Here is a 20,784-nt window from a genome sequence, read left to right as displayed (position 1 = left end):
CCCTGATCTGTTGCGTTCCCGACTCATTTATCTTGCCCCGTCTTAACCATGCTGACGGGCGGGTTTTCTCGCGAAAACGACAAAGGGTCCGGTAATTTAAGGGGCGGGATTCTTCGCAGGGAAAGTACGTAGAACCGGCAATTTATCGCCGGGAGGGGGGTTAAACCCGGCAGCGTTTTGCCGGTCTTTGCCGCAGACACCGCGACAACCCAAACGACCGCGGACTTCTACGAAAAACGGCACTTAACCCCGGAGAATCATCATGACCGTCATCAACACCAACATCTCGGCGATCCAGGCTGCCAACGCTTCGAACTCGGCGGCTTCGATGACCTCGACCGCGATGCAGCGCCTGTCGACCGGCAAGCGCATCAACAGCGCCGCCGACGATGCTGCCGGTCTTGCCATCACCAACTCGATGACCTCGCAGATCAACGGCATGCAGCAGGGCGTCTCGAATGCCAACGACGGCATCTCGCTGGCCCAGACCGCCGGTGGCGCGCTCAACGAAGTGACCAACATGCTCCAGCGCGTCCGCCAGTTGGCCGTGCAGTCGAGCTCGGGCACTTACCAGAACTCCGACCGTACCTCGATGCAGTCGGAAGTGACCAACCTGACCCAGCAGATCAGTGACATCCTCAACAACACCACCTTCAACGGAAACAAGGTGTTCAACGTGGCTGCGGGCACGGCAACCAGCGCGGACGACAAGTCGTTCACGATCCAGACCGGCGCCAATGCCACCGACACGGTCGCCATCGTCAGCAAGGCGTTCAGCAGTTCCAACCTCTTCGACGCCACCGACACGTCGTATAACTCGGCTGCGGCAACACAGGCGCTCGACGTTTCGACCCAGGCCAATGCGACCACGACGCTGACCAATGTCGACAATGCCCTTGCCGAAGTGAACGCGACCCAGGCGACGCTGGGTGCGGGTCAGAACCGTCTGACGTCGGTGGTGAACAACCTGAACGACAACATCACCAACCTTTCGAGCGCCCGCAGCCGCATTCAGGACACCGACTATTCGGCGACGACCACGCAGCTTGCCAAGGCGCAGATCCTCTCGCAGGCTTCGAGCGCGATGATCGCCCAGGCCAACCAGAGCCAGCAGAACGTTCTCTCGCTGCTGAAGTAAGCTCTCCTACGTTCGACCCGGAATTTCGGCAGATCCGAAATTCCGGGTTGGGACAATTCCATATTGCGACATCGGCCCCCTCTCCCGCTCAGGCATGCGCAAACGCGCGTCCGGTCGGGCGGGGGAGCGGGCCGGGGCCGCACTTTTCGCGAAATTTACTGGCCAGGAATTTCGCGAAAAGGGCTCTTGCACCCTTGCCCCGCACCCGTCTCCACCGGGTTGCGGGGCTCCTTTTTATGCCGGGGTATCGTCCTGGCATGATGCCGTTCATGATGAACCTGCCGCGATTGCCCTCATGGGGGCAATCGCGGCCTCTTTGCGTTCATCGTCGGCTTTCAATTCATTGATAAAACGTAAAAATTCGAATGACAGTGAACGTGCGGCAACCGGCAAAAATTTGCCGCTCCAGCCTTAAAACCGGCAAGGATTTGCCGGTTTAGTCTTCGGAGGTCCGATCGCTCCGAACCGGTCGGACAATCCATTCGGTAAACCCGTTTACCCTGGAGACCACACGATGACTGTTATCAACACGAACATCTCTGCACTGCAGGCAGCGAATGCTTCGAACTCGGCCTCTTCCATGACCTCGACCGCAATGCAGCGCCTGTCGACCGGCAAGCGTATCAACAGCGCCGCCGACGATGCTGCCGGTCTTGCCATCAGCAACTCGATGACGTCGCAGATCAACGGCATGCAGCAGGGCGTCTCGAACGCCAACGACGGCATCTCGCTGGCCCAGACCGCCGGTGGCGCGCTCAACGAAGTGACCAACATGCTCCAGCGTGTTCGTCAGCTGGCCGTGCAGTCGAGCTCGGGCACCTACCAGAACTCCGACCGTACCTCGATGCAGTCGGAAGTGACCAACCTCAACCAGCAGATCAGCGACATCCTGAGCAACACGAAGTTCAACGGCAACGCCGTGTTCAACGTGGCTTCGGGCACGGCTTCGGCTACCGGTGCGGACGACAAGTCGTTCACGATCCAGACCGGCGCCAATACCACCGACACGGTCGCCATCGTCAGCAAGGCGTTCAGCGGTGCCAACCTCTTCGGCGGCACCGACACGACCTACAACGCTACGTCGACGACGCAGGCGCTCGACGTGTCGAGCCAGGCCAATGCGACCACGACGATCACCAATGTCGACAAGGCGCTTGCCGAAGTGAACGCGACCCAGGCGACGCTGGGTGCGGGTCAGAACCGTCTGACTTCGGTCGTGAACAACCTGAACGACAACATCACCAACCTCTCGAGCGCCCGCAGCCGCATTCAGGACACCGACTATTCGTCGACGACCACGCAGCTTGCCAAGGCGCAGATCCTCTCGCAGGCTTCGAGCGCGATGATCGCCCAGGCCAACCAGAGCCAGCAGAACGTTCTCTCGCTGCTCCGTTAAGGGGGAAACACCGGCCCGACCGGGCGTGTGTCTCCACCACGCGCCCCGGTCGGCGGTTCCCGCGCCCGGCAATCCGCAAGGATCGCCGGGCGTGCCTCGTTTTGGGGGATCGGAAATCGCGGGCGCCAGGACGATCACGCCAAATTGGCGCGATCGGGGCCTTTGCGGGCGCGGGCGAGTCCCTACAAACTTCCGGGCGGCGGAACACTGCGGGGAGGGCCAGGGGAGTGACTGCCAGCGTTTCGACGGGCAAGCTCGACGTTCTTGTGGGCCTGACCTTTGCCGGGAACGCTTTTGCCGCAGCGGGCGCCAATGCGATCACGACTGGAGTTGCGGGCTACACCGTGACCGGCGCGACCGTCACGATCGGGACGGCAGTCAACGGATATGCCGGGATCAGCTGCAAGGTGACTTCGGTCAGGGACTTGGCCGATTCGCTGGTCCTGTCGTTCGTCGTCGGCGATTCGGTTGCGGGACAGATGACACTCAACGTGATCGGTTTCGGGACGGAGGGGATCCTGCTGTCCGATTACGCCGAGGCACAGGTTGCCGCGCAGGCGGCCACGCCCTCGGCCTTGCTGGGGCATCTCTTCGTGCTCGGCACCAATGTGCCCAACGACCTGTTCCAGTCGTTCCCCTTCGCGCAGGGGGCATCCTATGTCATGCCCGGCGTCGTGATCGCGCCGATCGTCGGAACGGCGGGCCCGGATGTCCTGTTCGGGACCGGTGGGGCCGATATCATCAGGGGATATGACGGGGCCGACATCCTGCGCGGCGGGAACGGCGCCGACCAGCTGTTCGGCGGCAACGGGGCCGACACGCTCTATGGCGGTTGGGGCAACGACCGGCTCTATGGCGGGAGCGGCAACGATGTCCTTTATGGCGGCGAGAACAAGGACACCATGACCGGAGGGCCGGGGGCGGATACTTTCGCGTTCAGGCCCGGCGATTTCGGCGGTGCGACGGCGACCAAGGCGGATGTCATCACCGATTTCAGCCGCGCGCAGGGGGACCGGATCGATCTCTCGGCGATCGACGCCAACCCTGCTCGAGCGGGGGATCAGGCCTTTTCGTTTATCGGTGCGTCGGGCTTCACCCACCACGCCGGCGAACTGCGCTATGGCGTCAGCAACGGCAACGCGGTGGTCTATGGCGATATGAACGGGGACGGCATCGCCGATTTCGCGATCATGGTCGATCACCTCACTCGCCTGATCGCGAGCGATTTCATCCTTTGAGCCCAATTCATTCTCAGGCCCGCCATTCTCAGGCCCGGGACGCTCGCGATCAGTCCATCAGCAGGATCGACATGCGCCGGTTGCGCGGGTCGGCGGGGTTGTCGGTAATCAGCGGTTCCTGATCGGCGACGCCTTCGATCCGGCGGAACCGCTTTTCGGGAACGCCGAAGCGGAGCAGGGCCTGGCGAGTGGCTTCGGCGCGTCCGGCCGACAGCGACCAGTTGTTCGCCGGGTCCCCCGGTTTCCATTGCAGGCTGTCGGTGTGGCCGCGCACGGTCAGCCCGTTCTGGTCCGGGGCGATGCTTTGGGCAATCGCCCGGATCAGCTCGACCGCCTGAGGCGTGAGGATCGTGGTGCCGAGACGGAACATCGAGAAATTCGCGTCGTCGAGCAGGTCGAGCCGGATGCCGTCGGGCGTCATGGTCAGGTGGACCTGCTTGGCCAGCTGGCGCAGCTGCTCGCTCGCCTGAAGTTTCTGCTTCAGCCGTTCCTGCAGGGCCGCAGTCCGCTTGGCCTTGGACCCGCCGTCCTTGGCGCCGCCGGTCGCATCGCGCGGGATGGTCAGGGTCTTGGTGCCGGTCTGTCCGGCGCGGAACTGGTAGGTGTCGGCATCGGTCAGCGACGATCCGCCGAGCAAGCCATAGGACCCGGCGCTGCCCTGGCGCGTCTTGACCAGAGTGGGGGTGAAATAGTCGGCGATCCCCTTGCGCTGGCGTTCGGTGGTCGCGCCCAGCAGCCACATCAGCAGGAAGAAGGCCATCATCGCGGTCACGAAGTCGGCATAGGCGACTTTCCACGCGCCGCCGTGATGGCCGGCGGCCACCACGGTGATCTTCTTGACGATGATGGGCGGGGGCGGTTCCTTCCCCTTGGGCTTGGCCATGGCGAGGGTCCTTTATCCTGGCTTGGGCTCAGCGACCGCGCAGGGCGTCGAGCAGTTCGGACAGTCCGGGGCGGAAGGCATGGCCCAGACCCGAGCGGGCGCTTTCGACGACCAGCGGTTGCGGCCATCCGTGCAGCGAGGCGACGATGACCTGCTTGACGGCCTGAAAGATCATCTCGTCCTGATCGAGTACCTGCTTGAGGCGTCCGGCAAGCGGGGCGACGATGCCGTAGGCCAGCAGAATGCCCATGAATGTCCCGACCAGCGCCGAACCGATCATCGCGCCCAGAATCGTCGGGGGCTTGTCGATCGAGCCCATGGTCTTGACGACGCCGAGCACGGCCGCGACGATCCCCAACGCGGGAAGAGCGTCGGACAGGCCCTGCAATGCGTGCTGGGCTTCGGATTCCTCATGGAAATGCGTCTTCATCGCATGGTCCATCACGTCCTCGACGGCATGGACTTCCAGAGTGCCCGAGGACACCACGATCAGCGTCAAGGTATCGCAGATCAGCGAGACGAGCGCCTTGTTTCCGAGAATGCGCGGAAATTCGGCAAAGATCGTCGAGGTCTTGGGATCGGTGACATGGCTTTCCAGCGCCACCGGCCCATCGCTGCGCAGGATCTTCATCAGCTTGGTCGACAGGACGATCGCGTCGACATGGTCCTGCTTGTTGTGCTTGGGCCCCTTGAACACTTTGCCCAGCCCCGCGCCGATGCCCTTGAGCTCGTGCAGGGAGTTGCCGGTGATCGTGGCGCCGATCGCGGCGCCGCCGATGATGAGCAGTTCGTGCGGAATCGCTTCCATCACCGGTCCCAGGGCGCCGCCGGTAAAGGCAAACCCCCCGAAAACCATGACGATCAGAACGACAATGCCGATCCCCTGATACATGGATCTTCCCGTCTATTGCTGGCGGCGCGCGGGGCCGCTTATTTGAGCACGTCGAACAGCGACAGCGACGACAGGCGCATAAAGCTGGCCTGGCTCGCCTGAAGCGCGGTGGTGAGCTGCTGCAGCTTGATCGCTGCGGCCGAGACGTCGGTGTCCCCGACGGTCGATTCGGTCTTGGCCCGGGCTTCGTTCATCGCGGTCTGGTTCTGGGTATTGAGCGCGATCCAGGATTCGCGAGAGCCGACCACGGTCTGGGCCGTGCTCATCGTGTCGAGCGCCGTCGACAGCGAGGTCAGCGCGCCGTTCGCGGCGGCCTGCGATCCGGTGCCTCCGGCCTTGAGCGTGTCGGCGAGCGATTTGACCACGGTGAGAAGGTCGGTGGTGTTCCCGCTCGAATCCTTGAACGAGAGCATTTCGGGACCGGTCACGCTGCGCTGTACGCTCTGCCCGCCGCCGATCGACAGCGACTGGGCCTGGGCATTGCCTGCGTAGGTCGCGTTGCCGCTGGCATCGAGCGTATAGGCCTTGCCCTGCGCTCCGCCGCCGAACAGCGCATTGCCGTCGCTGTCGCGCGAATTGGCAAGCCCGACGAGATCGGTATGGATCTGCGCCAGTTCGTTGCCGATCGACGCACGTTCGGTATCCGACAGGGCGCCGTTGGCGGCCTGGGTCGCCAGCTGTTGCGCGCGGGCGATGTCGTTGACCATCTGCGTCATGGCCGAATCCGCGAGCTTCAAATCGGTCGTCGCCTTGCTCGCAGAGGCTGCATCGACCGTTGCCGCATTGTCCTGCAGCGAGAGCATGCGCATTTGCGAAGCCGCAAGCGGGTCCTGCGAGGCGGTGCTGAACTTGCTGCCCGTGGAGATCGAGGTCTGCACGTCGTTCGCCTGCGACTGGAGCGATGCCAGCTGCTGGGCCGAATTGGTGAAGAACGTCTGCGTGCTGGTGGTCGAAATGGTCATGGCACACCTAATTCTGGGTCTCGGCGGGACGAACCCGTCGGGCGATGCCCATCGCTCATGCGTCGCGGGGGCTCATACCGGGCCCGCCGAGACGATCCCTGCGGGCTTTGAGTATAAGAACGACGGAATCTATTTGAGATTGAGCATGGTCGTGAAAATATCCGACGCGGTCTGCATGACTTTGCCGGAGGCCTGGAACGCCTGCTGAAACCGGACGAGATTGACGGCCTCGGTGTTGAGATCGACACCTGCGGATGAAGAGAGGCTGGCCGCCGCCGCGTCCGACAAAGTCTTGAGCGTGTCGCGTGTCGTCGTCGCGGTCTTTACCGAGCCCGAGATGTCGTAGAGGATGTTGTTCATCGTCCCGGCCGGGTTCGCCGTGGACAGGGCGCTCGACAGCGCGGTGAGATTGGTCGCGTCGTTGCTGTTGGCCACAGAGCCTGCTGCTGCCGCCGCGATCTTGCTGCCGTCGGTGGTTGCCATCGACAGCGTGGCCGCCGTCGTTCCCGAAAACAGGGCGGCCCCGGTCGTACCCGAGAGGTCGGCTCCGTTCGCCTGCTGCGTGTTGACGGTATTGGCGATCGTCGCGGCAAGGCTGTCGAGATCGGTGCTGATCTGGTTGAGCTTGGTCAGCGAGGCCTGCTGCCCGGCAATTGACCCGCCCGACAGCGTGACCGGCGCGGTTCCCATGGCAAGCGAGACGGTGCCGTCGCTGGCCGTGGTCGACGACAGCGTGTTGGTGGTCGCCCCGGTGACGAGCGGCGGACCGCTGACGCCGCCCAGATTGACGTTGGCGCTGCCGTCGCTGTTCAGCGTGGTAGCGACATTGGCATATTGGCTGATCTGGCCGAGCAGTTGGTCGCGCTTGTCCATCAGGCTGGCGCGGTCGCTGGTGGTAAGGCTGCCCGCATCGGCGGAGGCGGCGCTGGCGGTCGTCGAGAGCTTGAGATTGATCGTCGCGAGCTGCGAGGCGAGCGTGTTGACCTGGCTGACGCCGTCGCCGATCTCGCCCTGGAGATCCTGCTGCGTCGAGGAAAGGCTGGTCGCGGCGATCTGGAACGCGCTGGTCATGGCCGAGCCTGCCTGCATCACCGCCGCGCGCAACGAGGTGTCGTTGGGGGTTTGCTTGAGCGAAGTCAGCGCGTTCTGGAAATTGCCGATGGTGGTGAAAACGCCCGAGTTCTCGACCGCCGTTTCGACATTGGTGAGACCGGTGACAGTGGCATTCCCGCGCGCAGTGTCCGATGCGGTGCGGCGCACTTCGGCCTGGGTATAGATGTCGGCATTGCGGGTGATGCCCGAGACGGTCACCCCGGCAAGCGAGATGTCGTTGGGCGCGCTCCAGCCGCTGGGCGAGACCAGTTCGACATTGTTGGCGGCGCGGCGGACATAGCCGTCGGTCGAGGCATTGGCGATGTTCTGGCCGGTGACGTCGAGCGCGATCTGCGCCGCGCGTGCCCCGCTTGCCCCGATCGAGAGAAGATTGCTGGTCATCGCGGATTATCCCTTTGCTGCGGCGGCAAGCTGCGCGGCGGTTCCGGTGCTGGTCGTGGCATCGGCATTGGAGGACGCCGTTTTCGGCGCGAGCTGGGTTTCGATCTGATGGGCAAGGCCAAAGGCCCCCGACTTGGCAGCGATGTCGGCAAAGCGTTCGTCCCGCATCGCGGTGAACGTGTCGTTGCCCTGATCATTGCCCCACAGGTCGTCGCCGAAATTGGTCTGGCGGGCGCTCGCGAGCATCTGGCGGACGAAGATCGCCTCGAACGCCTGTGCGGCCTGATGCAGCTTGGACTGATCGCCCGATGTGGCCGACGTGGTGGGGACGGTTGCGGCGGCAACCGCAGTCGATGGGATCGAGGTGCTCGTCATATCACTTCCATCTCCGCCTTGAGCGAGCCTGCTTCCTTGAGCGCCTCGAGAATGGCGACGAGGTCGGACGGGCTGACCCCGAGCTTGTTGAGAGCATCGACCAGCGAGGAGAGCGAGGCGCCCGGTTTGAACAGGGCGACGTGAGCGGTGCTTTCGCTCGCCGAGATCTGGCTGCTCGGCGTGACGACGGTCCGCCCGTTGCTGAACCCGTTGGGCTGCGAGACTTGCGGTTTTTCGTCGATGCGCACGACCAGCTTGCCGTGGCTGATCGCGGCGGGCGACAGGCGTACCGCGCTGTTGATGACGACGGTGCCGGTGCGGCTGTTGACGATGACTTTGGCCTGGGCCTGGGCGGGGGTCACGTCGATCATCTCGATGGTGGCCATGAGGCTCGCCCGGCGGTCGGCTCCTGCGGGAAGGCGCAAGGCGACCGTCACGCCGTCCTCGACCGAGGCGGTCTGGGGAAAGCGGGCATTGATCGCGTCGCGCACGCGGGCGGCGGTCTGGAAATCGGCCTGGAACAGGTTCCAGCGCAGCACTTCGCCATGGTCGAAACCGGTATCGACCGCGCGTTCCACCGTTGCCCCGTCGGCAATGCGTCCGACGGTCGGGACATTGACGGTCAGCTGCGAGCCGTCCTTGGCCGTGATGCCGAGGCCGCCGACGGCAAGGTTCCCTTGCGCCATGCCGTAGATCTGTCCGTCGGCACCATAAAGCGGGGTCAGGACGAGCGCGCCGCCGCGCAGGCTTTTGGCCTTGCCGATCGTGCTGACGGTCACGTCGATGCGCTGGCCGGGCTTGGCAAAGGCGGGCAGGTCGGCCGTGACAAGGACGGCCGCCGCGTTCTTGAGATTGGGCGAGATACCGGGCGGCAGTTGCAGGCCGAACCGGCCCGAAACTCCGCGCATGGCCTGGGTGACGTATTCCAGATTGTCGTCACCCGTGCCCGGAAGCCCGACGACGATGCCATAGCCGGTCAACTGGTTCGAGCGGATGCCCTGAAACTCGCCGAGGTCGCGAACCCGGTCGGCCTGTGCGGGAGGCGCCAGCGCCAGCGTCAGCGCAAGGCCGACGAGCGCGGAGACGAGACGCCGGATGGGGCGGATCGAGGGAAAGGGAAAGGCGTTGGTCATCGGGGCGGTCCGGCTCGGTTCAGAACGGGTTGACGAAGCTGAAGAACTTGGCGAGCCAGCCTTCGCGGCTCGCGCGCAGGATCGAACCGTTGCCGGTGTAGATCATGCGGGCGTCGGCGACCTGGCTCGACTGGATCTGGTTGTACTGGTCGACATCCGCCAGGCGGATGATCCCCGAGAACTGGACCCATTCATCACCTTGACTGAGCAACAGGCGCTTCTCCCCCTTGACCAGGGCAGTGCCGTTGCGACGGACTTCGGCGATGGTGACGGCGATGTTGCCGCCAAGCGTGCTCGTCTGCGAGGCATTCCCCTGACCGTTGAACGCCGCCGCGCCTGAAGAATTAAGGGCATTGGAGCTCAAAAGGGACAAGGGCCCCTTCGTGGGTGGGGTAAAGGCGAAACTGCCCGACTTTTGCGTCTTGCCCGTCGCCGATTTGGACGAGTTGAAATTCTCGACCAGGACGATCGTCACCGCGTCGCCCACGGTATGGGCGCGGGTGCCTTCAACGAGCCCTGCGTATCCGGCGTTGACGTTGAAAATCGAGCCGGTTGCGGGATTGGCGGGCGGGGCGCTGGGCAGGACGGCCTCGAAGCCGGGGCGCGGCTTGGTCACTGCATGGGCGGGCGCGGGGCGAAGGGCCAGTGCCAGCGCGATGATCGCGGGCGGGACCAGCGCGAGCAGAAGCAGGCGCATCCCGAGCGGGCGATCGGCGTTGCCCCCGGCGACCGAGCGGATGAAATGGTGGTCGAATGGACCTTCGGTCATGCTCATAGCGTCTGGTTCGCGTTCTTCAGCATGTCGTCGACCGCGCTCACCATTTTCGAGTTGATCTCGTAGGCGCGCTGGCATTCGATCATGTCGACAAGTTCGGAGACGACGCTGACGTTGGAGGCTTCGAGGAAACCCTGGCGCACGTTGCCGCGACCGTTCTGCCCGGCGATGCCGAGCTGAACCGGGCCGCTGCCGGTGGTTTCGGTGTAGAAGTTGTCGCCGATCGCCTTGAGCGCGGCCGGGTTGGTGAAGCTCGCGATGGTGATCTGGCCGATGCTGGTCGCCTGGCTCGATCCGGGCAGCGTTGCCGAAACCGTTCCGTCCTGCGCCACGGTGATGCCGGTTGCGCCTTCGGGAATGGTGATCTGGGGCTGCAGCGCATAACCTTGCGAGGTCACCAGCAGCCCCTCGGGCGAACGGGTGAAATTGCCTGCGCGGGTATAGGAAAGCTGACCGCCGGGCATCGAGATCTGGAAATAGCCGTCGCCGTCGAGCGCGAGGTCGAGCGCGTTGCCGGTCGACTGCAGCGACCCTTCGGTCATGTCCGGGGTCGTCGACTGGATACCGACCCCGGTGCCCAGATTGAGGCCGGTCGCATAAGTCGTCTCGTTCGACGACTGCGCCCCGGCGACCCGCGCGTCCTGATAGGCGAGCGAAGCGAAATTGGCACGATCGCGCTTGAACCCCGTCGTGCTGACGTTGGCAAGGTTGTTGGCGATGACGCGCATGCGCGTGTCCTGGGCTTCGAGCCCGGTGCGTGCGACGTAAAGAGCGGAGGATGGCATGGCGGTTGCTCCGTCGGGAAATGGGCGTGAAAGGCCGGAAACGGCCGGGCTGTCAGGACGACAGGCTCATGAGCGAGGTCGATTTCTCGTCGTTCTCGCGCGCGGTCGAGACGACCTTGGTGCGCATGTCGAACAGACGCTGGGCCTCGACCATTTCGACCAGCACGGACGTCGGATCGACGTTCGACTTTTCGAGAGCGCCCGAGACCAGCTTGGCGTTCTCGTCGGCGGGCAGGGCGCCGCCGCCGACCACGCGAAACAGGCCGTCCAGACCTTTTTCGATCTGCGATCCGGTATAGGAGGCCAGCTTGATCCGGCCGACCGCATTGGGCGGCTGGTCCGGATTGGCCGGGTCGTTGGCGAGGACGGTCCCGTCGGGGGAAATGGTCAGCTTTGAGCCGAGCGGAACCGTGATCGGCCCGCTTTCCCCCAGAACGGGGGCGTTGTCGCCGTTGACCAACATGCCGTTCGCATCGGCGGTAAGGTCGCCGCGGCGGGTATAGGCCTCGGTGCCGTCGCGGGCCTGAACGGCCATCATCGTGTCGCCGTTGAACGCGACGTCCAGCGGATTGCCGGTCTGGGTCATCTCGCCCTGCTTCATGCTGGCGCCGCGCACTTCGGCATCGGTCATCGCCCGGGCTTCCAGCCCCGATCCCTTGAGAGAGACCGGGGTGGCGGCCAGCATTTCCGCGCGAAAGCCGGTGGTCTGGGAGTTCGCCATGTTGTTGGCGATCACCCGTTGCTGGACCATCGACGCGGACATTCCCGAATATGCGGTATAGATCAGCCTATCCATGGTTCAGCCCCCGGTCCCCGATCAGCTCTTGAGATTGATGATGGCGTCGTTGATCGTCGTGTTCGCGTCGATCGCCTTGGCGTTGGCCTGGAAATACTGCTGGGCGGTGATGAGGTTCACCATTTCCGAGGACAGGTCGACGTTCGAGGCTTCGAGCGAGCCCGACATCAGGCTGCCGTACTGGCCGGTGCTGGGCTGGCCGTACGTCGCCGTGCCCGAGATGCCGGTCGAGGTGTAGTTCGACGAGCCCACCTGCTTGAGCCCCTGAGGCGCCACGAACGAGGCGAGCGCGACTTTGCCGATGACCGAGTTCGATCCGTCGGCATAGGAAACGCTGATGCTGCCGTCCGCAGCGACAGTGGCGCCCGAGAACTGCGAACCGGCGGCATTGGTCAGCGGGACCTGTGCGCTGCCCGGCGTGGTCGAGGTGACGTTGCCCGACGAATCGGTCGGGAAAACCTGAAGCCGGTTGCCGCTACCGTCCGTAAGATAGCCCTGACCGTCCATCGAGAACGAGCCGTTGCGGGTGTAATAGACCTGCCCCGTCACGGCCGAGCTGGTGGTGAAGAACCCGTCGCCAGAGATCATGAGATCGAGCGCCGAGCCGGTCTGCTTGACGCCGCCCTGGGCGAAGTCCTGGTTGATCGACTGCACGGTCGAACCGATGCCGACGATATTCTTGGGATTGGTGAAGGCACTGGCGGCGACGAGGTTGGAAAAATCGACGCTGCTCTTCTTGAACCCGTTGGTGTCGGCGTTGGCGATGTTGTTGCCGATCACGCTGAGATCGGTCTGGGCGTTCTGCAGGCCGCTGAGCGAGGTGTAATAGGACATTGCGGGGTCTTCTCCGGTTGCGGGAACGATGGGCCGTTTGCGGGAATGGGAGAAATCAGGCTGTCGTGCCGCCGAGCTTGCCGATCTGGTCCGAGATCGTCGAAAGCTGGGTGTTGGTCTGGTTCGCGGCGGCGAGACTCGAGAACTGGGCGAGCTGGGCCACCATCTGGGTGTTGTCGACCGGCTGGGTCGGATCCTGATGGTTGAGCTGTGCTGTCAGCAGCTTGAGGAAATCGGTCGCGCCCAGCTTGTTGAACGCGCTCGTGGTCGAAGTGGACGACGAGCTGCTGGTGCCGTTCGTCGAAGAAGTGCCGGATACGGTGGTCATGTGGTCTTCATCCTCAGGGTGTCGAGCATCAGTTGCTTTCCGGTCTGCATGGCCTCGACCACGTTCTGGTACTGGCGGGCGGACTCGGTCATCTCGACCATCTCGGCGTTCTCATCGACGGGCGAGCTCCATACGTCGCCATTGGCATCGGCGAGCGGATGGTCGGGATTGTGGGTGCGAACGGGGGTCGCGCCGGACTGGTAGACCCCCTGGACCTTGACCGAGGCGAGCCCGGTCGAGCGGTCGAGCACGGTCGCGAAAACGGCCTTGAGCGGGCGATAGGCGCCCTGCGCATTGCTTGCGACGGTGCCGGCATTGGCAAGGTTCGACGCGGCGGTGTTCATCCGCACCAGCTGGGCCGACATGGCCTGGCCGGTGAGCCCGAACAGCGTCAGCGCACCTTTTCCGGAAGAGGACATGAGCCTCAGTCTCCCTTGAGCGCGCGGGTCACTTCGCCGACCCGGTCCTGAATCATGTTGAGTGTGGCCTCGTAGCCGACCGCGTTTTCGGCAAAGGCGGTCTGCTCGGTCGAGAGTTCGACCGTGTTGCCGTCGAGGCTTGGCATGACGGGTACGCGATAGAGCGTGGACGAGGAGATCGCCTGGCTGTTGCTCGCGCCCTGGGTCATCGATTTCAGCGCACTGGCGAAATCGATGTCGCGCGCCTTGTACCCCGGTGTCGCGGCGTTCGCGATATTCGAGGTCAAGAGGCCAAGCCGCTGCGCGCGCAACTCCAGCGCCATGCCGTGAATGCCGAACAGGCTGTCGCCCATGATGCTCATGTCCCTTTCATGCAAGACTGCATCACTCCCACAGCAAGGGGCGTGCCAAATCCGCCATGACTGTCGAAAATGAACGGAAACCGGGCATTTCGGGGTCTGTCCGGCAGCATTTTGCCGGTCGGCGAAAGCGCGGCGGCAGCCCGTTGCCAGCCCCGCAAAAATCTTTTTCCAAAGGTCTAAAACCGCAAATGCAGCCGCCGTTCTGCCGTTCGCGAAAACGGGGGCAAACCCGATTGCGGTGGGCTCGCGCCCATTTCCGGCCGGTCTTTCGTTTCCGGCCGGGTCCCATTTTCGACCGGTGTCAGCGACCGGATGAACCCACTTCACACAGGACTTGCGTGCGCATGGACTTTGCCCACCTGTTCGAACCCTTGCCCGCCGCGATCGTCGTCGGCGGTACTCTGGTATCCACTGCCTTGCGGACCGGGCGCAGCGATTGCCTGCACACGCTTCAGGAATTGGGCGGCCTTTTGCGCCCCCGCCTCGACGCGGACCGGCTGCGTGGCGATCTTGCCCCGCTTGCACATGATGTGCGGCAGGACGGCGTCTATCGTGCCCGCGCGCATCCGACCGGCGACCGCGAATTCGACGAGGCGATCGACGCCATGATCGAGGCGCGTACGGCTTCGGTGCTGATGATGCGCCACGCGGTCCAGCGCAAACGGCGGCTCGCCCGGGCACAGCTCGCCAGTGCGACGCTCTCGCTTGCGGCCGATCTTGCCCCGGTTTTCGGTCTTGCCGGAACGCTTGTGTCGCTGTCCCAGCTTTCCGGGCGCGGTATCGCCCGGTCGATGTTCATGGGGGCGATCTCGATGTCGGTCATGGCAACGCTTTACGGCTTGCTGCTCGCCAATATCCTGCTTGCCCCGCTCGCGCGGGCGGTCGAGCGCCGTGCCGAGCGCGAGGAGGAAAGCCGTCAGGATGTCGTCGACTGGCTGGCATCGCAATTCGCCTCGGTGGCGCCGCGCCTGAAGCGCGATCACCGGATCGCGGAACTGGCATGATTTCGCGCGGTATCGGGGTCAGCTGGCAGACCATTCTGGCCGACCTTTCGCTGATCCTCTTCATGGTGACGGCGTCAGCTCTGGCCAATGCGCCCGACGCGCCGCTCGGGCCGGATGTCGATGACAGCGCCCCGCATCACGGCGCAGGAAAACCGCCTGCGCCGTCCGTATCTCCGCCGCAATCCCCGGCAGCGCGTCCGGCTCCGTTGACGCCTTCGCCCGAGGCTGAACCCGTGGGCGTCTGGCGTGCCGGGGCGGGGGCGCCGCCCTTGCCGCAATGGCTGCACGATGTCGCGGCCGACCCGCGCCTGCGCCTGACGATCACGGTTCATTATGCGACGGGTGGCCAGGCCGCAGCGATGGCCCAGGCCGCGCGTCTGAGCGCCGAAGCAGGCAATCGCGCGGCAGGCGCAAGGATCGTGATCGAGGCGGGCGAACCGGCCGGGGCCAGCGCCGTCGTCGGTTACGATGCGCAGACAGGCAACGGGCAGGCGGCCAACAATCAGACGGGCAATGGCACACAGCTTGCACGGTCAGGGGCATGATCAAACCCTTGCTGCGGATTCCCGTCATGAGCCTTGTGTCACGTACCGTACCGTTTCGCCCGTTTCCCGTGCTTGCCGGCATGCTTGTTCCGATCGGCCTTGCCGCCTTGTCATGGGCGACGCCTGCGGTCGCTGCGGCAGGGTTGCAGGATATTGCCGGTATCGACCGCGCCGTTGCCGCCTTTACCGGTCAGTCGATCGGTGTGCCGGGGGGCGCGGCGCGTCCGGTCGACCGGCGCTTGCGGCTTGCTGCCTGCGCCGCGCCGCTCGCGCTGTCCTGGCGCGGCGAATTTCATGCCAGCATTCTTGTCGAATGCCCCGACCCCGGCAGCTGGCACATTTTTGTCGCGACGGCGGGCGGTGGCCGTGCCGATCCATCCGCAACGCCGGTAATTCAGCGCGGACAACTGGTCACCGTTGCCGTGACCGGTGACGGTTTTGCCGTCTCGCAATCGGCCGAAGCGATGGAAGCCGGCGCGGTCGGCGCGTGGATTCGCGTTCGCACCGGCCCCAAGACCGACCCCGTTCAGGCGCGCGTCGTTCGCCCCGGATTGGTAGAAGTCCCAGTGGAATGACGTGCGCATAGGGGGTATGATCCAAAGCAGCGGTGGATTTTCGCCGCTGCCCCTTAAAACCCCCGCGCCAATACCGTTCTTGTTGGTAAGCATTTCGCAGGAGCGGACCATGTCATCATTTGAAATCGGAGCATCGCGCCCGGTTGGTGCGGTTCAGCTTAAGACGGTACAGCCCGCAAGCCAGGCTTCGGCCACGACGGCGACGCAGGGGAGTGCCACAGCTGCCGCAACCGAGGCTGCGGCATCGACGGAACAGGTGCAGACCACCGTCGATACCTCTTCCGGAACTGTGCCTGTCGATGCCGTGCGGGTCGCCGAGATTCGCAAGGCCATCAACGAAGGCACTTATCCCCTCATTCCCACAAAGATCGGAGATGCGATGATCGCTGCCGGCATGCTCCTGCAGAAGGGGCGTTGATGATGGCTGTCTCGGCGCCCGAAGGGCTTGTTGCGGTCGAAGGCCGGTTCGGCCTGCATCCGTTCGAATTGCGCGATACCTTGCGGCAGATGTTGACCGTGCTCGAATCCGAGCGGCACGCGCTTGCCCGTCTCGATGTCGACGCGATCATCGGCTGCGCGGTGCAGAAGAACGACTTGTGCGGTCAACTCGACGGCACCGCTGCAGATGCGATCGACGAGGAATGCCGCGGGCTGGTCGATGCCGCCCGGCGGCTCAATGAAACCAATCGCCGCGTGCGGAATCTTATTGCCGCCAACGTTGCCGCCCGGCTTGATGCCATGACCGGGCAACCGGCGCTCTATCGCGCCAATGGGGCTTCGGCCCGGATCGGCCGTCCCCGCTGATTTTTCGCGGTTTTTCGGCGCCGGACAATCCGGCGCCGCCGGGCCTGATCCCGATTTTCCCGATGCATTTTCCAATCTGGCACGGTCCTTGCTGAATACCTGACAGTCGCGCCCTGGCGGCGCTCTGGAAAGGCAGTTCAGTGAGTTCGTCAGACGTTTCCGTTCCGCTTCCCACTGCCGGGCAGGCATCGGGCGGCCAAACCGTGCAGGGCAGCCCTGTTCATGCCGCCATTGCCCGTGCGGCGGCGGCCACCGGCGTCGATTTCGGGTATCTGCTGGCTCAGGCCAAGCTCGAATCCGGGCTGAACCCGATGGCCCGCGCCGCCACATCGAGCGCGCGCGGCCTTTATCAGTTCACCGGCTCCACCTGGTTGCGGGCACTCGACCGCCACGGCGCGTCCTATGGGTTGGACTGGGCAAGTTCGGCGATCGACAACGGCACCGTCCGTGATCCAGCAGCCCGTGCGCAATTGCTCTCGATGCGGCAGGATCCGGCGCTTTCCGCGCTGATGGCGGGCGAGCTTGCCAACGACAACCGCAATTATCTTTACGGAACGCTTGGCCGCGAACCGGACAATGCCGAGCTCTATCTCGCGCATTTTCTCGGTCCCGAGGCCGCCGGGCGGTTCCTTTCGGTGCTGTCGGCCGATCCCGGCCAGAGCGCGGCGGCCCTTTTGCCCAAGGCTGCGGCCAGCAATCGATCGATCTTCTTCTCCGGTTCGACCCCGCGTTCGGTGGGTGAAGTGATGGACCTCATCCGTTCGCGCCTCGGCGCGGCGATGGGAGCGAGCGGTGACGGCATCGACGGCGGCATCAATGGGGGTTTGGGCCCCGCGAGCGCGTTCGGCATGGGGATGGGCGCAGCCGGCGGATATCTGCCGCTGGCGGCAATGACGCCCGATGCATCCCCGCAACCCGTGCCCCAGGGTGGCCCGCTGGCCCAGGAATTCGCCGCGACCGCTGCCGATATGAATGGTGGCGGAAACGGCGCGCGCGGGTCGATGGCCGAAACTCTGCGCACGGCATTCGGATTGGGCGACGGGGCCGGGGAGGGCGCCGTGCCCGCTCATGTCCGCGCCGCCTATGGCCAGCTCAAGGCATTCGGACTTTAAACGATGCTGAAACGCACCGCGAACCTGGGCGCACTGGCGCTCCCCACCGGGATCATGACGCTCATCACGCTGATGATCGTGCCGATCCCGGCGTTCATGCTCGACGTGTTCTTCGTCTTCAACATCGCGCTTTCGGTCGCGGTGCTGATGGCGGCGATGAATGCGGAAAAGCCGCTCGATTTCTCATCGTTTCCGTCGGTTCTGCTCTTTGCGACGCTGTTGCGCCTCTCGCTCAATGTCGCCTCGACGCGCGTCGTGCTGGTCTATGGCCACACCGGCGGCGCGGCGGCGGGGCATGTGATCGAGAGCTTCGGGAAATTCCTGATCGGCGGCAATTTCGCCGTCGGCCTGTTCGTCTTCATGATCCTGATGATCATCAACCTGGTGGTGGTGACCAAGGGTGCGGGGCGCGTTTCGGAAGTGTCCGCGCGCTTCACCCTCGACGCCTTGCCCGGCAAGCAGATGGCGATCGACGCCGACCTCGCCGCCGGGCTCGTCACCGCCGAGGAAGCCAAGACCCGCCGTCGCGATGTCGCGACCGAGGCGGACTTCTACGGCTCGATGGACGGTGCCAGCAAGTTCGTCAAAGGCGACGCGATTGCCGCCCTGCTCATTCTGGGCGTCAACATCATCGCCGGTTTCTGTCTGGGCATGTTGTCCCATGGCCTGTCGGCGGGCGATGCGGCCGAGAAATATGTGACTCTGGCCGTCGGCGACGCACTTGTCGCGCAAGTCCCCTCGCTGCTGCTCTCGATCGCGGCGGCGGTCATCGTCACCCGCGTTGCCGACAGCCGCGACCTTGCCGGGCAGATCGGCGGACAGTTCGCCAATCCCGCGACCTGGTTGCCGGTTGCCGTCATCCTCGGCGCGATCGGTTTCATTCCGGCCATGCCGCACATGATCTTCCTGCCTGCTGCTGCCATGGCCGGGTGGATCTGGTGGAGCCTGCGCAAGCGCGCTGAACGGCTTCGCGAAGCGGAAATCGCGCCGCCTCCGCCCCAGACCGATCCGTCGCGGATCACGCTCGACGAAGTGTCGGATCACACGCTGGTCACGATCGAACTGGGCTATGGCCTTGTCCATCTGGTCGATGAAAAGCGCGGATCTCCGCTGGTCGCCCGCGTCACCGGCGTGCGCAAGCAGCTGAGCCAGGCTTGCGGCTTCATCGTGCCCCAGTTCCGTGTCCGCGATTCGCTCGAACTGCCGCCCAACGAATATCGCATCCTGCTCGGCGGAGTGCGGATCGGCGGCGCGGTCGCCCGTCCCGATCGCATCCTCGCCATCGATGCGGGTGAAGCACGCCCCGGCCACGGGCTTGTCGGTGAAGCGACTCACGACCCCAGCTTTGGTTGCCCCGCGTTGTGGATCGATCCGGCCAGCCGCGACCATGCCATTGCCGAAGGCTTCCTGACGGTCGACGCCGGGACAGTCATTGCCACCCACCTGAACCAGCTTCTGGGCGAACGGCCGCAGGCCATGCTCGGCCCGGACGAAGTGCGCGCGATTCTCGATGGCGTGCGCCAGCGTTCGGCGGGAATGGTCGAAACGATTCACCCCAACCCGCTTTCGCTCGGGGCGCTCACCCGCATCTTCCGCGCCTTGCTCGAAGACGGCGTGAGCATTGCCCACCCGCTACCGATCCTGGCCGCGCTGGGGCAGGCGGTTCAGCAGACGACCGATCACGACCGGCTGGTCGATCTGGTCCGTGCCGAACTCGGGCCGATGATCGTCGGGCGGATCTGCAGTCCGACCGATCGCCTGCCGGTCGTCACGCTCGACGCCTCGCTCGAATCGATGATCGTGCAGGGGATGCAGGACCCGGTGACCGGACAGCCGGTGATCGAGCCCGATCTGGCACGCGGGATCGGCGAACGGATTTCCAGCCTGATCGCCGAGCGCGGACCCAATGCGATTTCGCCGGCCCTGGTGGTTCAGCCGCGCGCGCGGCGGGCGGTTTCCGCTGCCCTGCGGGTCCGGGCGCCGTCCTGCCTCGTGCTGTCGATTTCCGAACTGCCGCAAAGCCAGCCGATCGAGGTGATCGCCGTCATCGGCGGCGAGGCGACCGCCCCCCAGCCCGTTCGTGCCCTGACCGATCAGACCAATCGTTCCGATACCAAGGACCGGACCCAGCGTTCCGGTGCCGCCTCGTCCGACATCGCGCAACCCGAAGGACTTGCCGCATGAATTACGCTCCCCGCAGCTTTGCTGCTGCGCGTGCCTATCGCGATGACACTGCCGATCGTATCCGCCGTTTTCTCCCCATGGTTCGCCGTCTGGCCTGGCATGTTCACGGGTCCGGGCGCGCCGGCATCGATCTTGAGGATCTGATCCAGGCCGGGCTGGTGGCCTTGACCGAATGTTCACAGAAACACACCGGGCAGACCGAGGACGGCTTTGCCGCCTATGCCAAGTTGCGGGTGCGCGGGGCCATGGTCGACTTGATCCGGCGGACCGCGCCGATGTCGCGGTCCGCTGCCGACCGCCGCCGCACCTTGCGCGACCATACCGAGAGCCTGAGTTGCGCGCTCGGGCGCCAGCCGACCGAGGGGGAACTGGCCGAAGCCATGGGGCTGACGCTGGCTGACCTTGCTGACTTGCGCGCGGCGGCCGAACCCTTGCGTTTCGAAACGATCGACGATGCTTATAGCGAAAGCTCGATGGCCTTTGCCGACGACCGCCCGGACAGCTTCGCCTTGCTGGCCGACGAGGAGACTCGCCATGTCGTCGGCGCCGCCATCGCCGCTTTGCCGGAACGGTTGCAGATGGTGATCCAGCTCTATTTCGTCGAAGAGCTGAACCTTGCCGAAATCGCCGCCGTGCTCGAAGTCAGCGTGCCGCGCGTCCATCAGCTCAAGGCTCAGGCGCTCGACAAGCTGCGCAGCCTGCTGGGCGATGGCTTCGAAGTTGTGTGAGGCCCTGAGGGTTTGGGCTTCA

The 20,784-nt window shown here is 64.6% G+C and carries 24 protein-coding genes; 11 read left to right on the top strand and 13 right to left on the bottom strand.

Features of this window, described 5'->3' with window-relative positions:
• The first annotated feature begins 262 nt into the window (after positions 1-262).
• The 3 genes from Y88_RS07690 to Y88_RS07680 all read left to right on the top strand — a co-directional run bounded on the left by Y88_RS07690 (position 263) and on the right by Y88_RS07680 (position 3,772).
• Positions 263-1,138: a flagellin N-terminal helical domain-containing protein gene (locus tag Y88_RS07690; protein ID WP_008067775.1), complete on the top strand. Its 876-nt coding sequence runs from the start codon at positions 263-265 to the stop codon at positions 1,136-1,138.
• A 514-nt stretch (positions 1,139-1,652) separates the two neighbouring features.
• Positions 1,653-2,534 (top strand): flagellin N-terminal helical domain-containing protein, encoded by an 882-nt coding sequence (locus Y88_RS07685; RefSeq protein WP_008067772.1) that lies wholly within the window; start codon positions 1,653-1,655, stop codon positions 2,532-2,534.
• A 227-nt stretch (positions 2,535-2,761) separates the two neighbouring features.
• A complete protein-coding gene (locus Y88_RS07680; protein ID WP_008067770.1) occupies positions 2,762-3,772 on the top strand; it encodes a calcium-binding protein in 1,011 nt (336 codons plus the stop codon).
• A 49-nt stretch (positions 3,773-3,821) separates the two neighbouring features.
• Here Y88_RS07680 and Y88_RS07675 read toward each other — a convergent pair whose 3' ends face one another.
• The 13 genes from Y88_RS07675 to flgB form a co-directional block, all read right to left on the bottom strand.
• Positions 3,822-4,655 carry a flagellar motor protein MotB gene (locus Y88_RS07675; protein ID WP_008067768.1) on the bottom strand — a complete coding sequence of 278 codons (834 nt, stop codon included), beginning with the start codon at positions 4,653-4,655 and terminating at the stop codon, positions 3,822-3,824.
• Between the two features lie 28 nt (positions 4,656-4,683).
• Positions 4,684-5,547 (bottom strand): flagellar motor stator protein MotA, encoded by an 864-nt coding sequence (gene motA / locus Y88_RS07670; RefSeq protein WP_008067766.1) that lies wholly within the window; start codon positions 5,545-5,547, stop codon positions 4,684-4,686.
• Positions 5,548-5,585: 38 nt separating this feature from the next.
• The gene (locus tag Y88_RS07665; RefSeq protein ID WP_008067764.1) at positions 5,586-6,509 is read right to left on the bottom strand and encodes a flagellin N-terminal helical domain-containing protein; all 924 of its coding nucleotides are present in this window, start codon (positions 6,507-6,509) and stop codon (positions 5,586-5,588) included.
• A 129-nt stretch (positions 6,510-6,638) separates the two neighbouring features.
• Positions 6,639-8,003, bottom strand: a complete 1,365-nt coding sequence (flgK, locus tag Y88_RS07660; RefSeq protein ID WP_008067762.1) for a flagellar hook-associated protein FlgK — start codon at positions 8,001-8,003, stop codon at positions 6,639-6,641.
• A 6-nt stretch (positions 8,004-8,009) separates the two neighbouring features.
• Positions 8,010-8,378, bottom strand: coding sequence for a rod-binding protein (locus Y88_RS07655; protein ID WP_008067760.1), 369 nt, complete (start codon positions 8,376-8,378; stop codon positions 8,010-8,012).
• Positions 8,375-9,511 carry a flagellar basal body P-ring protein FlgI gene (locus tag Y88_RS07650; RefSeq protein ID WP_008067758.1) on the bottom strand — a complete coding sequence of 379 codons (1,137 nt, stop codon included), beginning with the start codon at positions 9,509-9,511 and terminating at the stop codon, positions 8,375-8,377. Before Y88_RS07650 ends, Y88_RS07655 begins: the two co-directional genes overlap by 4 nt.
• A 19-nt stretch (positions 9,512-9,530) precedes the next feature.
• Positions 9,531-10,286 carry a flagellar basal body L-ring protein FlgH gene (locus Y88_RS07645; protein ID WP_008067756.1) on the bottom strand — a complete coding sequence of 252 codons (756 nt, stop codon included), beginning with the start codon at positions 10,284-10,286 and terminating at the stop codon, positions 9,531-9,533.
• Positions 10,283-11,071 (bottom strand): flagellar basal-body rod protein FlgG, encoded by a 789-nt coding sequence (flgG, locus tag Y88_RS07640; protein WP_008067754.1) that lies wholly within the window; start codon positions 11,069-11,071, stop codon positions 10,283-10,285. Before flgG ends, Y88_RS07645 begins: the two co-directional genes overlap by 4 nt.
• 52 nt (positions 11,072-11,123) lie before the next feature.
• Positions 11,124-11,867 (bottom strand): flagellar basal body rod protein FlgF, encoded by a 744-nt coding sequence (locus Y88_RS07635; RefSeq protein ID WP_008067751.1) that lies wholly within the window; start codon positions 11,865-11,867, stop codon positions 11,124-11,126.
• Between the two features lie 21 nt (positions 11,868-11,888).
• Positions 11,889-12,701 carry a flagellar hook-basal body protein gene (locus Y88_RS07630; protein WP_008067750.1) on the bottom strand — a complete coding sequence of 271 codons (813 nt, stop codon included), beginning with the start codon at positions 12,699-12,701 and terminating at the stop codon, positions 11,889-11,891.
• A gap of 55 nt (positions 12,702-12,756) precedes the next feature.
• Positions 12,757-13,029: a flagellar hook assembly protein FlgD gene (locus Y88_RS07625; protein WP_008067748.1), complete on the bottom strand. Its 273-nt coding sequence runs from the start codon at positions 13,027-13,029 to the stop codon at positions 12,757-12,759.
• Positions 13,026-13,448 carry a flagellar basal body rod protein FlgC gene (gene flgC / locus Y88_RS07620; protein ID WP_008067746.1) on the bottom strand — a complete coding sequence of 141 codons (423 nt, stop codon included), beginning with the start codon at positions 13,446-13,448 and terminating at the stop codon, positions 13,026-13,028. Before flgC ends, Y88_RS07625 begins: the two co-directional genes overlap by 4 nt.
• 5 nt (positions 13,449-13,453) lie before the next feature.
• A complete protein-coding gene (flgB, locus tag Y88_RS07615) occupies positions 13,454-13,810 on the bottom strand; it encodes a flagellar basal body rod protein FlgB (protein WP_008067744.1) in 357 nt (118 codons plus the stop codon).
• A 344-nt stretch (positions 13,811-14,154) separates the two neighbouring features.
• On the opposite strand from flgB, the gene Y88_RS07610 reads away from it, so the two are divergent.
• The 8 genes from Y88_RS07610 (at position 14,155) to Y88_RS07575 (ending at position 20,762) form a co-directional block, all read left to right on the top strand.
• Positions 14,155-14,814, top strand: coding sequence for a MotA/TolQ/ExbB proton channel family protein (locus Y88_RS07610; protein ID WP_008067742.1), 660 nt, complete (start codon positions 14,155-14,157; stop codon positions 14,812-14,814).
• Complete coding sequence (locus Y88_RS07605) at positions 14,811-15,359, top strand: hypothetical protein (RefSeq protein WP_008067741.1); 549 nt, start codon at positions 14,811-14,813, stop codon at positions 15,357-15,359. Before Y88_RS07610 ends, Y88_RS07605 begins: the two co-directional genes overlap by 4 nt.
• Before the next feature lie 26 nt (positions 15,360-15,385).
• Complete coding sequence (locus Y88_RS07600; RefSeq protein ID WP_232280968.1) at positions 15,386-15,934, top strand: flagella basal body P-ring formation protein FlgA; 549 nt, start codon at positions 15,386-15,388, stop codon at positions 15,932-15,934.
• A gap of 16 nt (positions 15,935-15,950) precedes the next feature.
• Positions 15,951-16,352, top strand: a complete 402-nt coding sequence (gene flgM / locus Y88_RS18890) for a flagellar biosynthesis anti-sigma factor FlgM (protein WP_157132607.1) — start codon at positions 15,951-15,953, stop codon at positions 16,350-16,352.
• Positions 16,352-16,738, top strand: coding sequence for a flagellar protein FlgN (locus Y88_RS07590; RefSeq protein WP_008067738.1), 387 nt, complete (start codon positions 16,352-16,354; stop codon positions 16,736-16,738). Before flgM ends, Y88_RS07590 begins: the two co-directional genes overlap by 1 nt.
• A gap of 140 nt (positions 16,739-16,878) precedes the next feature.
• On the top strand, positions 16,879-17,850 hold the full coding sequence (locus Y88_RS07585) for a lysozyme family protein (protein WP_232280967.1): 972 nt from the start codon (positions 16,879-16,881) through the stop codon (positions 17,848-17,850).
• Positions 17,851-17,853: 3 nt separating this feature from the next.
• The gene (locus Y88_RS07580; RefSeq protein ID WP_008067735.1) at positions 17,854-20,034 is read left to right on the top strand and encodes a flagellar biosynthesis protein FlhA; all 2,181 of its coding nucleotides are present in this window, start codon (positions 17,854-17,856) and stop codon (positions 20,032-20,034) included.
• Positions 20,031-20,762, top strand: a complete 732-nt coding sequence (locus Y88_RS07575; RefSeq protein ID WP_008067734.1) for a sigma-70 family RNA polymerase sigma factor — start codon at positions 20,031-20,033, stop codon at positions 20,760-20,762. The genes Y88_RS07580 and Y88_RS07575 overlap by 4 nt, the downstream gene beginning before the upstream one ends.
• Positions 20,763-20,784: the final 22 nt, after the last annotated feature.

This window comes from Novosphingobium nitrogenifigens DSM 19370 (assembly GCF_000192575.1).
Lineage (GTDB): Bacteria > Pseudomonadota > Alphaproteobacteria > Sphingomonadales > Sphingomonadaceae > Novosphingobium > Novosphingobium nitrogenifigens.
The sequence above is the reverse complement of the archived record's forward strand: the minus strand, read 5'-3'. Positions and strand labels throughout refer to the sequence as shown.

What these genes read in the sequence shown, in the direction of transcription:
- flgM (WP_157132607.1), top strand. Translation starts at nt 15,951, where the DNA reads ATGATCCAAAGCAGCGGTGGATTTTCGCCGCTGCCCCTTAAAACCCCC.
- Y88_RS07575 (WP_008067734.1), top strand. Translation starts at nt 20,031, where the DNA reads ATGAATTACGCTCCCCGCAGCTTTGCTGCTGCGCGTGCCTATCGCGAT.
- Y88_RS07645 (WP_008067756.1), bottom strand. Translation starts at nt 10,286, where the DNA reads ATGAGCATGACCGAAGGTCCATTCGACCACCATTTCATCCGCTCGGTC.
- Y88_RS07580 (WP_008067735.1), top strand. Translation starts at nt 17,854, where the DNA reads ATGCTGAAACGCACCGCGAACCTGGGCGCACTGGCGCTCCCCACCGGG.
- Y88_RS07635 (WP_008067751.1), bottom strand. Translation starts at nt 11,867, where the DNA reads ATGGATAGGCTGATCTATACCGCATATTCGGGAATGTCCGCGTCGATG.
- Y88_RS07610 (WP_008067742.1), top strand. Translation starts at nt 14,155, where the DNA reads ATGGACTTTGCCCACCTGTTCGAACCCTTGCCCGCCGCGATCGTCGTC.
- Y88_RS07605 (WP_008067741.1), top strand. Translation starts at nt 14,811, where the DNA reads ATGATTTCGCGCGGTATCGGGGTCAGCTGGCAGACCATTCTGGCCGAC.
- Y88_RS07655 (WP_008067760.1), bottom strand. Translation starts at nt 8,378, where the DNA reads ATGACGAGCACCTCGATCCCATCGACTGCGGTTGCCGCCGCAACCGTC.
- flgG (WP_008067754.1), bottom strand. Translation starts at nt 11,071, where the DNA reads ATGCCATCCTCCGCTCTTTACGTCGCACGCACCGGGCTCGAAGCCCAG.
- Y88_RS07675 (WP_008067768.1), bottom strand. Translation starts at nt 4,655, where the DNA reads ATGGCCAAGCCCAAGGGGAAGGAACCGCCCCCGCCCATCATCGTCAAG.
- Y88_RS07650 (WP_008067758.1), bottom strand. Translation starts at nt 9,511, where the DNA reads ATGACCAACGCCTTTCCCTTTCCCTCGATCCGCCCCATCCGGCGTCTC.
- Y88_RS07630 (WP_008067750.1), bottom strand. Translation starts at nt 12,701, where the DNA reads ATGTCCTATTACACCTCGCTCAGCGGCCTGCAGAACGCCCAGACCGAT.
- Y88_RS07590 (WP_008067738.1), top strand. Translation starts at nt 16,352, where the DNA reads ATGATGGCTGTCTCGGCGCCCGAAGGGCTTGTTGCGGTCGAAGGCCGG.
- Y88_RS07600 (WP_232280968.1), top strand. Translation starts at nt 15,386, where the DNA reads ATGAGCCTTGTGTCACGTACCGTACCGTTTCGCCCGTTTCCCGTGCTT.
- Y88_RS07690 (WP_008067775.1), top strand. Translation starts at nt 263, where the DNA reads ATGACCGTCATCAACACCAACATCTCGGCGATCCAGGCTGCCAACGCT.
- flgK (WP_008067762.1), bottom strand. Translation starts at nt 8,003, where the DNA reads ATGACCAGCAATCTTCTCTCGATCGGGGCAAGCGGGGCACGCGCGGCG.
- Y88_RS07685 (WP_008067772.1), top strand. Translation starts at nt 1,653, where the DNA reads ATGACTGTTATCAACACGAACATCTCTGCACTGCAGGCAGCGAATGCT.
- Y88_RS07625 (WP_008067748.1), bottom strand. Translation starts at nt 13,029, where the DNA reads ATGACCACCGTATCCGGCACTTCTTCGACGAACGGCACCAGCAGCTCG.
- motA (WP_008067766.1), bottom strand. Translation starts at nt 5,547, where the DNA reads ATGTATCAGGGGATCGGCATTGTCGTTCTGATCGTCATGGTTTTCGGG.
- flgC (WP_008067746.1), bottom strand. Translation starts at nt 13,448, where the DNA reads ATGTCCTCTTCCGGAAAAGGTGCGCTGACGCTGTTCGGGCTCACCGGC.
- Y88_RS07665 (WP_008067764.1), bottom strand. Translation starts at nt 6,509, where the DNA reads ATGACCATTTCGACCACCAGCACGCAGACGTTCTTCACCAATTCGGCC.
- flgB (WP_008067744.1), bottom strand. Translation starts at nt 13,810, where the DNA reads ATGAGCATCATGGGCGACAGCCTGTTCGGCATTCACGGCATGGCGCTG.